This window comes from Phreatobacter sp. GW821-FHT04C01, from assembly GCF_059420385.1.
On sequence record NZ_JBWKTP010000010.1, the window covers coordinates 1 to 14,129 of the forward strand.

The 14,129-nt window shown below is 66.5% G+C and carries 11 protein-coding genes and 1 pseudogene; 2 read left to right on the forward strand and 10 right to left on the reverse strand.

The window, feature by feature from the left end; all coding sequences use genetic code 11:
- From AC07WJ_RS29170 to AC07WJ_RS29190, 5 genes and pseudogenes are all read right to left on the reverse strand, one after another.
- A pseudogene (locus AC07WJ_RS29170) lies at positions 1 to 298 on the reverse strand (ABC transporter permease); the annotation flags it as partial.
- Positions 299 to 365: 67 nt separating this feature from the next.
- Complete coding sequence (locus AC07WJ_RS29175; protein WP_494938220.1) at positions 366 to 1,973, reverse strand: ABC transporter substrate-binding protein; 1,608 nt, start codon at positions 1,971 to 1,973, stop codon at positions 366 to 368.
- Between the two features lie 157 nt (positions 1,974 to 2,130).
- Complete coding sequence (locus tag AC07WJ_RS29180) at positions 2,131 to 3,537, reverse strand: amidase (protein WP_494938221.1); 1,407 nt, start codon at positions 3,535 to 3,537, stop codon at positions 2,131 to 2,133.
- Between the two features lie 119 nt (positions 3,538 to 3,656).
- Complete coding sequence (locus AC07WJ_RS29185) at positions 3,657 to 4,184, reverse strand: RNA polymerase sigma factor (RefSeq protein WP_494938222.1); 528 nt, start codon at positions 4,182 to 4,184, stop codon at positions 3,657 to 3,659.
- Positions 4,181 to 4,681 (reverse strand): YgaP family membrane protein, encoded by a 501-nt coding sequence (locus AC07WJ_RS29190; RefSeq protein WP_494938223.1) that lies wholly within the window; start codon positions 4,679 to 4,681, stop codon positions 4,181 to 4,183. Before AC07WJ_RS29190 ends, AC07WJ_RS29185 begins: the two co-directional genes overlap by 4 nt.
- Between AC07WJ_RS29190 and ybaK the strand changes: the two genes are divergently transcribed.
- Positions 4,668 to 5,141 (forward strand): Cys-tRNA(Pro) deacylase, encoded by a 474-nt coding sequence (gene ybaK / locus AC07WJ_RS29195; protein WP_494938224.1) that lies wholly within the window; start codon positions 4,668 to 4,670, stop codon positions 5,139 to 5,141. The genes AC07WJ_RS29190 and ybaK overlap by 14 nt on opposite strands.
- A gap of 66 nt (positions 5,142 to 5,207) precedes the next feature.
- On the opposite strand, the gene AC07WJ_RS29200 is transcribed toward ybaK, so the two are convergent.
- The 5 genes from AC07WJ_RS29200 to AC07WJ_RS29220 all read right to left on the reverse strand — a co-directional run bounded on the left by AC07WJ_RS29200 (position 5,208) and on the right by AC07WJ_RS29220 (position 12,349).
- On the reverse strand, positions 5,208 to 7,973 hold the full coding sequence (locus AC07WJ_RS29200; protein WP_494938225.1) for a UPF0182 family membrane protein: 2,766 nt from the start codon (positions 7,971 to 7,973) through the stop codon (positions 5,208 to 5,210).
- Between the two features lie 145 nt (positions 7,974 to 8,118).
- Positions 8,119 to 9,174 (reverse strand): NAD-dependent epimerase/dehydratase family protein, encoded by a 1,056-nt coding sequence (locus AC07WJ_RS29205; RefSeq protein WP_494938226.1) that lies wholly within the window; start codon positions 9,172 to 9,174, stop codon positions 8,119 to 8,121.
- A 140-nt stretch (positions 9,175 to 9,314) separates the two neighbouring features.
- Positions 9,315 to 9,722: a VanZ family protein gene (locus tag AC07WJ_RS29210; protein WP_494938227.1), complete on the reverse strand. Its 408-nt coding sequence runs from the start codon at positions 9,720 to 9,722 to the stop codon at positions 9,315 to 9,317.
- Positions 9,719 to 10,420: a helix-turn-helix transcriptional regulator gene (locus tag AC07WJ_RS29215; RefSeq protein WP_494938228.1), complete on the reverse strand. Its 702-nt coding sequence runs from the start codon at positions 10,418 to 10,420 to the stop codon at positions 9,719 to 9,721. The genes AC07WJ_RS29210 and AC07WJ_RS29215 overlap by 4 nt, the downstream gene beginning before the upstream one ends.
- Before the next feature lie 687 nt (positions 10,421 to 11,107).
- Entirely contained in the window at positions 11,108 to 12,349 is a 1,242-nt protein-coding gene (locus tag AC07WJ_RS29220; RefSeq protein ID WP_494938229.1) for a calcium-binding protein, read from the reverse strand.
- Positions 12,350 to 12,782: 433 nt separating this feature from the next.
- On the opposite strand from AC07WJ_RS29220, the gene AC07WJ_RS29225 reads away from it, so the two are divergent.
- Entirely contained in the window at positions 12,783 to 14,081 is a 1,299-nt protein-coding gene (locus AC07WJ_RS29225) for an IS701 family transposase (RefSeq protein WP_494938230.1), read from the forward strand.
- Positions 14,082 to 14,129: the final 48 nt, after the last annotated feature.

Genomic DNA, 14,129 nt, shown 5'->3' on the forward strand with positions numbered 1-14,129 from the left:
ACAAGGTCGGCTCGATCCGGTCGGAGATCAGTTCCCACACCGTCTTGCGGAAGAAGAAGCTCTCGCCGAGATCGCCGCGCAGCGTGTTGCCGATCCAGATGAAGAACTGCGAGACGATCGGCTGATCGAGCCCGAGCTTGGTCCTGATGTCGAGGATCTGCTGGGAGGTGGCGTTGTCGCCGGCAATGACCGCGGCGGGGTCGCCCGGTGTCAGGCGCAGCATCAGGAACACCATCACCGCGACGGTGAGCAGAACCGGCACAGTCGCGACGAGGCGGCGAAGGATATAAGAAATCATACGAAACCGACCGGCTACTCAAAAGAACACGGCGGCCGGAGGTTCCGGCCGCCGATCGATCAATCTATCACGCGCCGCGGCCCTTCTCGATGTTCCAGAAGATCGGCGCCGGCGCCGGGATCCAGCCCGAGATGTTCGGGCGGGTGGCGCCCGGCTGGTACCACTGGCCGAGATGGACGTGGGTCGGGCTCTCCGCGACGCGCCGCTGCACCGCTTCGGCGATGCTCTTCTGCTCGGCCGGGGTGCCGGCGCGGGCAAAGCGTGCGCGCAACGCCTCCAGTTCCGGGTCGTTCGGCCAGCCGAAGGCAGCCTTGTCCCCGGAGGCGTTGAAGAAGCCGGCCATGACCGGGTTGAGGATGTCGGCCGAGACCCAGGAGGTCAGCATGGCGTTCCAGCCGCCCTGGGCCGGCGGATCCTTCTTGACGCGCCGGGCGACCACGGTCTGCCAGTCCATCGACTGCATGTCGACGACGAAGCCGCCGCGCTCCAGGAGCGATTTCGCCACCGGGCCGAGATTGGTCAGGACCTGCAGGTCGGTCGAGTGCAGCAGCACGATCGGTTCGCGGTTGTAGCCGGCCTCCTGCAGCAGTTGCCGGGACTTGGCGAAATTCGACTCGAGCTTATCCTCCATGCCGGCGGTCGTCTCCAGCGGCGTGCCGCAGACGAACATGGCCTTGCAGACCTTGTAATATTCCGGGTCGCCGATGGTCGCCTTCAGGAAGTCCTCCTGGTTCAGCGCATAGAGCACCGCCTGGCGGATCTTCGGATTGTCGAACGGCTTGACCGACTGGTTGAAGCGCATCGTGTACTGGTTGCCGAGCGGGTTCCAGTCGACCAGCTTGATCGAACGATCGCCCTTCAGCAGCGGCAGCAAGTCGTGGCTCGGCGCCTCGATGAGATCGATCTCGCCGGCGAGCAATGCGTTGGCCGCCTGCTGCTGGTCGGCGATGACCCGCCATTCGATGCGGTTGACCTTGGCGACCTTGCCGCCGGCAAGGCTGGACGGGGCTTCCGCGCGCGGCTTGTAGCCGTCGAATTTGACATAGACGGCCTTGTCGCCCGGCCGCCATTCCTCACGCACCATGCGGAACGGACCGGAGCCGGTGAAGTCGGAAATCTGGGTGTTCGGATCGGTGTCGGCGACCCGCTTCGGCATCATGAAGGGCACGTTGGACGACGGCTTGCCGAGCGCGAAGATCAGCAGACCGGTCGGCTCCTTCAGCTTGATCTGGAAGCTCTTGGCGTCTTTCACCGAGATGGTCTCGACGAAGCCGAGAACGGTCTGGCCGAGCGCGTCCTTGGCGCCCCAGCGCTTGATCGAGGCGACGCAGTCTTCCGCGGTGACCGGCTGGTTGTCGTGCCAGAGCAGGCCGTCGCGCAGGGTGAAATCATAGGTCAGCTTGTCGGCGCTGGTGGTGAAGCCCTGCAGCATCTGCGGCTGGATCTCGCCCTTGGCGTCCATCGCCAGCAGGGTGTCGTAGATCATGTAGCCGTGGTTGCGGGTGATATAGGCGGTGGTCCAGATCGGATCGACGATGCGCAGGTCGGAATGCATCACGATCCGCAGCGTATCCTGGGCCTGCTGAGCGCTGACGGTGGTCGGGGCAGAGAGCGCGCCTGCGGCAGCGGCGGCGCCGGCCACGACGGAACGGCGGGACAATTTCACGGACGACATAGCGAAACTCCTCGGAGGACACGGTGGACAACCAGGGCCACCGAGCGCGAAGGGGATGAGACGATGCTTGTGAAAGCGAAGTCAATCCCGTTCCGCCGGCAGCGACCGCGTAATTTCGATGCACGCACAGGCTTTGTGCAGACTGGCGATGCGACAATCAGACGCGTGCGAAGGGCCGGGCGGTTTCGAAGGCGCGCATGGCCTTCAGCACCAGTGCGTCGGCCCGCTTGGCGCCGACGATATGCAGGCCGATCGGCAGGCCGTCGCCGTCGAGGCCGCAGGGTACGCTGGCCGCCGGTTGCTGGGTGACGTTGAACGGCGGCGTGAACGGGCTCCAGTCGGTCCACAGCGGCCCCCATTCGGCCTGCCCCCCAAAGCCCGGTGGCGGCAGGTCGGCGCCGAGCGGGATCGCGCCGGTCGGCATGGTCGGGGTGATCAAGAGGTCATAGGTCTCGTGGAACGTCGCCATGGCGATGACCACCTTGGCGCGCTGGTAGAGCAGCGCGTCGATCAGCGCGGTGGCGGGCATCCTGGCTCCAGTCCGGGCGCAATCGACCAGGCCCGGATCCATTTCGGCCTGTTCCGCCGGCCCGAAAGCCGACAGCGCCAGCGCGGCGCCGGCGTTCCAGATGTCCCAGGCGAGCGGTGCCGGATCGCCGATCGGCGGATCGACCTGATCGACGGTCGCGCCGAGATCCTCGAACACCCGGGCCGCGTCGGCGACCGCCTTCTCCACCACCGGATCGACCTTCTTGACGAAGCCGAGCCGGGGCGAATAGGCGATCCGCAGCCCTCTGACGCCGTCCTCCAGCCCGACCGTGAAATCGGGTGCCGGCGTGTTCCAGGCCATCGGGTCGCGCTGGTCGGGCCCGGACAGGATCGACAAGAGGGCGGCGACCTCACGCACGTCGCGCGCGATCGGTCCGAGATGGGCGAGCTCGCCCATCACCGACAGCGGATAGGCGGCGACACGGCCGAAGCTCGGCTTGATGCCGGGCACGCCGCAAAAGGCCGAGGGAATGCGGATCGAACCCAGGCCGTCGGAGCCGAGATGGAAGCGGCCGATGCCGAGCGCCGCGGCGGCCGCGCCGCCCGACGTCGAGCCGCCGGCGGTGCGATCCTTGTGCCAGGGATTGCGGGTATGGCCCGACAGCGGCGAGGAGGACAGGCCGATCCAGCCGAATTCCGGCATTGTGGTGGTGCCGAGAACCACCAGCCCGGCATCCTTGCAGCGCGCGGTGACCGGTGCGTCGAACGCCATCGGCGTCGCCGGCACGACCTTCGAACCCTTGCGGCTCGGCCAGCCCTCGACCGCCATGTTGTCCTTCACGGTGACGGTCACGCCGTCGAAGCGGCTCTTCTGTTCGCCCTTCATCCAGCGCGTTTCGGCTTCGCGCGCCCAGTCCAGGCTGCGCTTGCGATCGATGGTGACGAAGGCATTGATCGTCGCTTGCGCCGCTTCCGCGCGGTCGAGCGCGTCGGCTGTCGCCTCGACCGGCGACAACTGCCTGCGCCGGAAGGCCTGGCCGAGGGCGAAGGCGTCGAGATCGGAAATTCTGGTCATGCTTGGTCTCCCCTGGCCGACAGGCTGCCACGGCGGCGGGGGCGCGGGTAAGCCCCCCGCGCGACAAATCGGTCATGCCGCAGGGGGGCCTCGATCGCGACATCGGCAGGCCGTTGATCTCATCGGCTGAGATATTCGCGCGTCATCGTCCGGGCGCGATGCAGCCGTGCCTTGACCGCTTCGCGGCTGAGGCCGAGCTTTTCCGCGATCTCGTCTATGGTCATTTCGTTGACATCGCGCATCAGCGCCACCTCGCGATAATGCAGCGGCAAGGCCTCGATCGCAGCGGCGAGATCGAGCCGCATCTCCAGTTCCGGCCGGCTGGCAAAGGCGCGTTCGAGATCGAAGCCGTCGATCGGCTCGGCCGGCGTCAGCCCGGCGCGGCGTGCCAGGCGCTGGCATTCGCGCCGGACCACGACGAACAGCCAGCGCGACACCGCCGCGAGCGACCGGATGGTGCCGATGCGGCGGAACAGCAGCCAGAGCGCTTCCTGGGCGGCATCCTCGGCATCGGCCGAACCGCGGCAGGCAGCGCGGGCGTAGCGGCGGATGTCGGGCTGGGCGATGGCCAGCAATTCGACGATGGCGGCCCGGTCTCCCAGGCGCGCCGCGTCGAACAGAGGTTCAGGCCAGGCTTTGCCGGTCATCGAAGGCTTTCATCGCGCCGGCCGACACCTGCGACCGCGCATATCGGGCAATAGCCGACAAGGCCGGTCAAGGCGAACATCGCGCCGGCCGCGACGCCGGCAAGGCTGAGCGGAGGTGTCAGCAGCACGAGGGCAGCGCCCGCGCCGGCGAGACCGAGCGTGATGCGGGCAATCTGCTGGATGCCGCCGATGTTCTTTCGGTAGAAGGCCATGATGTTCGTCTCCTGTCCTGCCGGTCGGGCCGGCTTGCAGGAATGAAGAGGCGCCGAACCGCCGGACCGGTTCGCGGCGCGCCGATTTTTTTGTGCGGCGGCGAGCGGCTGCGAAAGCCAGGGGCGGGGAGACACCCGGTGGCGCGCCAGGTGCCGGCTGCCGGTTGACCTGGCTTCGGCCTGCGCCATAGCTTTCGCGCTCGCCGTGTCGAGCGCCGGTTGGTGAATTTGACGCCGTGCGTTTCCCTTGTCCGATCGAATGAACCGAACGATGTCGAAGACCACCCGTGCGACCCTCGCGCTTGCCAAGGCGGGCGTGGCCTTCAGCGTCCATAGCTATGATTACGATCCGGGGGCCGAGCGCATCGGCCTTCAGGCCGCCGAGGCGCTCGGCGAAGCGCCGGGCCGCGTGCTCAAGACGCTGATGGCGGAAGTCGACGGCAAGCCGGTCTGTGTCGTGCTGCCGTCGGATCGCGAGGTCAGCATGAAGAAGCTCGCCGCGGCCTTCGGCGGCAAGGCGGCCAGCATGATGAGGCCGGCGGATGCCGAACGCCTGACCGGCTACCATGTCGGCGGGATCAGCCCGTTCGGGCAGAAGCGGACGGTGCCGACGGCCATCGAGGAGGCCGCGCTCGCGGAGGATCAGGTGTTCATCAATGGCGGCCAGCGCGGCCTGCAGGTCCGGCTCGATCCGAACGACGCGCAGCGGGTTCTCCGGGCGGTGGTCCGGTCCGTGGTGGCCTAGGCAGGGGCGCCGGCGCGGACGCAGGGCTCGCGCGACGATGCGGGGCGGCCCACCTGCCGCGCGCGGCTAGCGGTCGGCCTGCCGGCCGAAACTCTCCAGCAGGCGGCGCATGGCGTCGAGCTCGGTTCCAAAGCCGGCCCAGTCGCCGGCCTTCAGCCGCTCCATGGCCTGGTGATAATGCTCCAGCGCCTCGCGAGCCTGTCCGGCGGCCGCCGCGCCGACGCCCGGCCCGGCGGTTTCGGCTGCCGCCGCGAGTGGTTCCGGGAACAGCGCCGCCAGGGCTTCGGCGAGCGTCTCCTTCATGACGACATTTTCGCCATAGGCGGCGATGACCCGCTTGAGCTCGGGCAGATGTCCCTGTTCCGCGCGCAGGTAGAGCGGCGAAACGTAGAGGATGGAGTTCTCGATCGGGATGACCAGCAGGTTCCCGCGGATCACTCGCGACCCCATCTGGTTCCACAGCGACAGCTGCTGCGAGATTTCCGTGTTCTGGTTGATCCGCGCCTCGATCTGGAACGGCCCGAAGACCAGTTTGTCCTTGGGAAATTCATAGACGATCAGCTTGCCGTAGTCCGGCGGGTCGCAGCGCGCCGCGAGCCAGGCGATCATGTTGTCCCGGCGGCTCGGCACCATCGGAATCATGATGAAGAACTCGGCCTGGGTCTCTCCGGGCAACCGCATGATGATGTAATAGGGCACCATCGGCAGGGTGTTGCGCCCGGCCGGCTGGCGCGCGAATTGCCATAGATCCTCGCGGTTGTAGAAGACGTCGGCCGCTTCCATGTGGAAGCTCTGGTAGAGCTGCGCCTGGACCCGGAACAGATCCTCGGGATAGCGGACATGCTGCTTGAGATCGTCGGGCATCGCCGCGAAGGGTTTGAACAGGCTCGGGAAGATCCGCTGGTAGGTGGCCGCGACCGGATCCGCGGGATCGATCAGGTAGAAGTCGACCGTGCCGTCATAGGCATCGACGACCACCTTCACCGCGTTCCTGATATAGTTGAGGTCGAGGTCCGGCGCGGGCTGCGACGAGGGGAAGTAGCGGCTCGTCGTATAGGCGTCCTGGATCCAGAACAGCCGACCGCCGCTGACGACCAGGTAGGGATCGTGATCGAGAGTGAGGAACGGTGCGATCGTGCCGATCCGTTCGCGAATGTTGCGGCGGAACATGATCCGGCTGTCGTCGGTGATGTAGCGTGAGAGCAGCAGGTTCAGGTCGCCGAAATAATGGGCGAAGACGATGGTCCTGAACGTCCCGCCCAGTGGAACGCCGCCGCTGCCGCCATAGCTGGCATAGGCGTTGTCCTTGCCCTTCGGATAATCGAATTCCGGTGTGCTGCCGCGGACGATCACGTAGCTGTCGGTCTCGCGGCCATAATAGATCCGCGGTTCGCGGATGTCGGGGCCGCCATCGGCAACCGGGGGAATGTCGCGCAGGTAGAGCAGCGGCAATCCTTCGGCGCTCTTGCGGGTCACCGGGCTCATGACCACGCCGTTGCCGTGGGTGAACAGGACATGCAGGTTCACCCAGGTCTGGGCGTTCGGCGGCAGCAAGGAGGATTGCATCTCGCGCGCCGCGACGACCACGCTCTGGTAAGTGCCGCCGAGCCTGTAGCGATCGACATACAGGTCGTGAAATTTATAATAGGTGCGGATTTCCTGCAGCTGCGCATAGGTGTCGGCGAGCGGTGGTCCGTCCCACAGCCTGATATTGTCGACCGTCGCGCGATTGGCCTGGAGCGCGCCGGCGGTCAGGTCCTGCTCGGCCGGGAACGGTTTCGTCGCGACCTGATGGAGGTTGTAGGCCTGCCGGGTCAGCGCGATGGTCCGTTCGATATAAGGCCGTTCCAGTTCCAGTTCGCTCGGCTTGACGACAAGGCGCTGGAACGCCGCCGCGAAGACGCCCGACAGCAGCAGGGCGGCACCGAAGGTGATCAGGATGGCCGCGGGCAGCCGAAGCGTGCGCAGCCAGATGTTGGTCCAGGTGACGCATGCGGCGGCGATCGAGACGCCGGTCATCAGCCACAGCAGCGGCAGGCCGACATGGACGTCGGCATAGCCGGCGCCGACCACCACGCCATTATTGCCGTAGAGCAGCAGGGAACGGTCGAGATCGTAGGACCATGCCTTCACCGCGAAGAAGGCACCGAGCAATGCCGAGCCATGGGCGATCGCACGCGGCGAGATCGACCACCCCTGAACATCGACGGCGATGCCGCCATGCAGCCAATGCAGCGTGCCGGCGATCAGCACGCTGAAGCAGAGTGTCAGCAGCAGCCAGTTCCGGACGGCGACATAGGTCGGCAGCGAAAACAGATAGAAGCCGATGTCCTCGCCATAGAGCGGATCCTTCGCGCCATAGGGCACGTGATAGAGGAACTGCAGAAAGACGTCCCAATTGCCGGTTTCCGCCCAGGCAACGAGCAGCGCCAGACCGGCGGCGGTCGCGGCGACGACGCCGCGCCAGGGCATTTTCTGGCGCAGGATCTCGAAGGGATCGGGGGGCGGCGGCGGGCTTGCCGGGTTCGCGCCCGGGGCGGGCGAGGCAGGCGGCGCTTGCCCGGATGGCCCGAGCGCGAGCCGTCCGTTCGCCCACAGGATGGCGGCGGTCGCGACGAAGACGGCAAGAAAGACCGCGGTCTTGGCACCAAGTGTGGTGCGGAAAACCGGCAGGTGGCCGATCGCCGAAAACCACATCCAGTCGACCAGGATGTCGCTGGCGATCCACAGCAGGACCAGACAGATTCCGAGGCCGGCGGCGCCAGCCAAAAAAGCTGCCGCGGCGCCGTGCCGCGGTATCGGCCGCCCGGGTCCGATGATCCCGATCGTCATGGCCTGATCATAGCAGAAACGCGCGGTCGGCACCGCTCCGATCGCCCGGCGACGGCGTCTTCACGGGCCTCGGCGGTGATGAAAGAGCGGTGGGAAGGGGACGTCTGCACGGGCCGTTCCGGGCGACCACCGCGGGGCGGCGCGGTCAGGCGGATTGTTCAGCCAATTCCGCCGGCGCGGGTTCGGCCAATCCCTGGTAGCTGCGGTACCAATGGACGAATTGCCGGACCCCGTTCTCCAGGGACGTGTCCGGAGCGAAGCCGACATCCCGGCGCAGATCCGTGACATCGGCTCTTGTCGCCAGTACGTCGCCGGGCGGCAGCGGGCACTCGATCCGTACCGCCTTGCGACCGAGCGCCTGCTCGATCAGCGCTATGAGCCGGTTCAACTCCTCGGGCCGGTCATTGCCGATATTGTACACCCGATGCGGCGCGTCGCTTGTCGCCGGGTCGGGCGCGCAAGGATCCCAGCCTGGGTCGGCCGCCGCCGGCCGGTCGGCCACGCGCAGGACGCCTTCGACGATGTCGTCGACATAGGTGAAATCGCGCCAGACCTTGCCGCCATTGGCGACCTTGATCGGCCGCCCTTCGGCGATCGCCCGCGTGAACGTGTAGACGGCCATGTCGGGCCTGCCCCAGGGCCCATACACCGTGAAGAAGCGCAGCCCGGTCGCCGGCAGGCGAAACAGATGGCTGTAGGCGTGGGCCATCAGCTCGTTCGCCTTCTTGGTCGCGGCATAGAGGCCGACCGGATGGTCGACCGGCTGGTGCTCGCCGAATGGCAGGTTCTGATGCGACCCGTAGACGGAACTCGACGAGGCGTAGACGAGATGCTCGACGCCGCCATGCCGGCAGGCCTCGAGCACATTCAGGAAACCGACGATGTTCGATGCCAGGTAGGGATGCGGTTGGACCAGCGCCTGGCGTACGCCGGGCTGCGCGGCCAGATGGATGACCCGGCGTGGCCGCGAGCGGGCGAAGAGATCGGCCGTCGCGATCGCGTCCGACAGGTCGACCCGTTCCGGCGTGAATCCGCGGTGGCGCATGAGCTCCGCGAAGCGGGCTTCCTTCAGCCTGACGTCGTAATAGGGCGTGAAGCAGTCGACGCCGACGACCCGTCGGCCCTCGGCGAGCAGGCGCCTGGCGACGTGGAACCCGATGAATCCGGCTGCTCCGGTCACGACCGTGGGAGTGTGAGGCATCGCTGGCACCGTTGATCCGTGGCTGAAAATGCACGCTGTGCTTTGTGCCGCGGCTGCGGTCCGTCGCGGCGTCTTCGGGCCATCCAGGTTCGGTCGATGCCAGGCCGGGGCGGGGGCGTCCGGCCGACATCGCCTGCGCGTCAATGACCTCGACGCAGATATGTGCCGGCGGCGACCCCGGCCACCGCCCCGCTGCCGCTCACCAGTGCGTCCAGCAAGCGGGCCGTGCGGCCGGGAACGACGATCTGCGCCAGTTCGAGCACGAACGCGCCGATGATGAGCACGGCGGCGACGATCACGAGCTGCCTGTGCAGATAGGCGAACCCGAAGAGGCCGCCTGCCAAGGCATAAGCGAGGAAGTGCTCCAGCACGGATGGAGCTCCGGTCCTCAACTCGAAATCGCCGGGCACCACCGAGGCCAGGGCGATGAGACAGGTCGCGCCCCACGCGGCGATGCGCACGCGGCGAACCGTGCTCGCGGGCCGGTCAGGGGGCGACCGGATGATGGCCAGTTCCGGAGGGTTTGGCGGCGGAGGCATGGTCTTCACGGCAGGACCGCCACGCGTGCCAGCAAAGTGACAAGCTCGGCTTGTCGCCGCGTCTGGGTCTTCGCAAAGACCGATGCCAATTGCGAGCGGACGGTCGTCCGGCTGAGGCGCCGGCTCCGCGCAATCTCGGCCGGCACGTCGCCGCGCGCCATCTGCAATGCAAGGCGGGTCTCGGCCATGGTCAGGCCGAACATCCGCTTGAGCATGGACGGATTGGGTTCCAGATGCGCATCGAGATCGAGGAGCATGACGACGCAGGTTCGGTCCGGCGTCTCTTCGGCAGGCTGATTGAGGATCAGGGGCGTGTCGTCCTTGCCCGAGATGACCACCCACGAGAGCGCGCCGAGCGACGACCGGGCGGGCGCGCGGTCGATCAGTCGCTTGAAGGCACGGGACAACTGCTCGAGCGTCTCCGCTGCTCCTGTCTCGCGGCCGAGAATGATCCGGGCAGTGGCATTCGCCTCGACAACTCTCCTGCGGCCGTCGAGCACCAGGTAGCCGCAGCCAATGCGGTCCAGCATGCTCAACACGGCGTTTCCACGGTGATCGTTGCTCTGGGGGACGTCCGATTCCGTCGCGGCTGGTGCGGGGTAGAGAGAGCCGATCGGTCGCCGGTCAAGGCTCTCGGCGCAATCGACCATCGCGATCATTGCGTCGCCAGAGACCGCATTCGCCGTGTACTCGCTTACAAACGCCATTTCGATGCTCTCCTCGGTTTCGAGCGTGCCGGACCGGAGATGACCTGGTGGGCTGGTGGCTGTGGACCGTGCGAGGCGAGGGACGCGGCAAGGTTCCAGCAGGAGGAAATGCAAGAACAGGCACGGCCTGCACTGTAGTAAAGTTAATAATGGGTTATGTTATAATTGTGCCGTGACCGAGTCGGTCGAAGGTCATCTCCTGATAAGTCAAAATCGTCAGAAAATAAGGGTATCACAAAAATAGTCCCCGAAAATGCATCCAGAGGAGTTAGCCAATATTCACCCGCTAAGGCTATCTGTCTTTTGCGCTACGCTTGATGGTTGCAGATGTTGCCGTATCTAGCCAAGATGGAGTAATCCGAAAGGATTAGGGGCTGTTTGCCGATCGTTGCCGGGGGCGGCGAGCCGGCCGGTTGCGGGTCGCGGGCTATGCCCAGCGCGACGATCGTCGGGGCCTGGTCTCGCCTGGAACGGCGGCGACCGGCCTGGCCTGCTGCCACGGCCGGCGAGCCGGCGGTCGCCTGTTGGCAACATCGCCGCCGGTGACGGCGATGGGATGTGTCCCGTCGTCTGCCTCGCGCGGCCGGACCAATGCCGGCCGACGCATTGGCCTGACCGGCGCGCGGAGGAGAGCGGCCGAGCAGGCCCGGTTCCGGACGAGACCGGAACCGGGCCGTGGCCTCCGGCTCAGACGATCCAGAAGTCTGCTTTGGTCAGGTGAAGTCCGGGCTCCAGCTGGGCGAATTGCTGGGCGGCGCCGGCACCGTTGCCGTCGGCGTCGTAGAGCAGGGCACCGCTCTTCGAATTGTAGATGATGCGATCGCTGGCATCATGGGCGGCCGCGCCGATATAGAAGGCATCGGACGAGAGCTGCCCCATTTTCAGGCCGGTGAACACCGAATGATCGAGCTGGATGGTGTCCTGCTTGACCGAGAAATCGGTGATCGTGTCGATGTTATTGTTGCCGAGCTTCGTGTTGAACACAAAGGTGTCGCGCCCCGCGCCGCCGGTCAGGACGTCGTTGCCGAGGCCGCCATTGAGGATGTCGCGGCCGGCACCACCGTCCAGCTTGTCGTTGCCGGCACCGCCGTTCAGCCGATCATTGCCGCCGAGCCCGCGGATCGTGTCGTCGCCGGCCGTACCGGTCAGCGTGTCGTTGCCCCGGGTACCTGTCAGCGTGTGCCCGGGATCGCCACCGGTGTCCGGAGGCGTGATGGTGCCGCCACCTGCGTCCGGAGGGGTGGTGGTGCCGCCACCTGTGTCGGGCGGCGTCGTGGTGCCGCCGGAGCCGCCGGCATTGGCGGTGTTGTGAGCAAGGAACACCTTTTGCAGTTCGGGTGAGGTCGACAGCGCCGAATCGCCGTTCTGCGAGGTCCAGTGATAGGTGTAGTCGAAAGCCGGCGAGGGCACGGCCTTGCCCCAGTGATCGAGGATGGTCTGGGCCTGTTCGGCGGTCGGCATGACGTATTTTCCGCCGGTGTCGTTGCTCCAGCCGCCGCCGCCGAACGCCTGGTAGACCGGAACGATCTTGTCGAGCGGGATGCCCGACTGCACCGCCGCGGCCACGGCCTTGTCGATCATGTTGTAGTCGACCTGGCCGGTTCCCGACCGGACCGGATAGGGGTCGATGCCGAAATAGTCGATATGCGTATTGGCCGGGTTATAGGTGTTCATGAAGCTCGGATTGGCCGACGAGCCCATATCCATCATCGTGATGAAGGTCACGGCGCCCGGTACATGGGCGTGGATCCAGTCCGATTCCGCTTTCAGATTGGCCGCGGTCACCAGCGGACCGTATTTGCCGGTCGGATCGGGTTCGTCGACGAGATAGAAGCCGTGGAGCTTCGGGTTGCCGATATAGGGCGTCACGGCATCGATGAAGGACTGGGTGACGCCTTGTCCCTGGTCGAGCCAGACAAGACCTTTCACGCCATCCGGCAAAGCATTGAGCTGCGCAACCGACTGAACATCGGCCAGATTAAAGCCGGCTTGGCCGGCGGAATATTTCCCATTTGAATCAATGCCACCGCCAGCCGTGTAATGAAGCGTCATGTGGAGTTTTTCCTTTATCGCTTATCAAGTAGCCCGGCCGGTGTCGGCATCATCGGTGGCGAGAATTTGTCAGCTTAATGTTTTTCCACATCCTACTTTGGCACTTTGATGAGTCGCTAGTGGAGCGAGCGGCGGATGATTGAAGGCGGCGCGACGCCGGAAATCCCGCCCGCTGCTACGTCACTCCGTCATCCAGATACCGCTGCCCGCACCGCGGCATAACGCGCCGCCCGGGCGCCACTCTGGCAGATTGACGAAGCCTTAGAGGGTCTGGGGCGACGCTGTGCTCCGATCGGGCGCGGGGCGGGGCATGCAGCAGGCGGCGGAGTGGGAGGAACACCATGAGGCCTGGCTGGCGCCGTTCCTGGCGACGCTCGGGCACAAGGCGCGGCGGCGAATGCTGCCGCTCTATGTCTCCGGGCTGATCGGGCCCGGCGAGCGCAAGAGCATGCAGCCGATGGCGGCGCGCCTGGCCGCCGGCGATTACGACCAGCTTCACCACTTTGTCGCGGCCGGCATATGGGACGAAGCACCGCTCGAGGCTGAACTGCTGGTCCAGACCGACAAGCTCGCCGGCGGTGAGGCGACGGTCGTGGTGGTCGGCGAGACGGCCCTGCCCAAGAAGGGCGAGCATTCGGTCGGGGTTGCGCCGCAATATGTCCAAGAACTCGGCCGGAGCGCCAATTGCCAGCTGCTGGTGTCCCTGACGCTGGTGCGCGGCGACGTGCCGCTGCCGGTGGCGCTGCGACTGTTCCTGCCGGAAAGCTGGACCGGCCACCCGGATCGCCTCGAGCGGGCCGGTGTTCCCCTGGCCCGCCGCGGCTTTTGGACCAAGCCGGAGATCGCGCTCGCCGAGATCGGCCGCCTGATCGCCGCCGGCACGCGCTTCGGCTGCGTGCTGGCCGATGCCGGTTATGGCCAGCACGCATCGTTCCGGCATGGATTGACCAGCCGCGGCCTGGCCTGGGCGGTCGGCATTTCGCGCTATCAGGATGTCTATGCCGCCGCGGTCGATCCCGTCCCGCCGACGCCCGACCGCGGCCGGCTGCGCCGGCGTCCGGTTGCCGGGGCCCCGTCGATATCCGCAGAGCAGGCCCTGGCCGAAGCCGAAGCGCGCGGTGAAGCTCGCAAACTGGGCGCGGGGGAGGACGGGCAGGCCCGTTTCGTCGCAATGCGCGTGCGCCCGGCCGATGGCGGCGTGCTGCGGGCCGGCGACAAACGGCAGCAACATCTCCCGGGCGACGAAACCTGGCTCATCGGCGAGCGCCGGGCCGACGGCGAAACCGGGTATTATCTGGCCAGTCTGCCTGATGACGCGGATCTGCGGGCGCTCGCCCGCGTCGTCAGGGCGCGCCGGGCCGGCGAGTTGGCGCATCGGCAGTTGAAGGAAGAGCTCGGGCTGGGTCATTTCGAAGGGCGATCATGGCGCGGTCTGCACCGCCATGCGCTCATGACGATGATCGCCTTCGCATTCCTGCAGAGCCGGCGCCTGGCGCGCGCCGGGCAGAGGCGGAAAGAGCCGACGCCGGCACTTGCCGCCGCCGGATCGAAAGCCGTCCTGCCGGTCTCCAGTCGCATGGCCGGCAAGAAAGACGGTTCGCCCGGATAGACCTGTAGAGCGCCCTTCGCCGGCACGGGCAAAGGGCCGGCAGCGGTT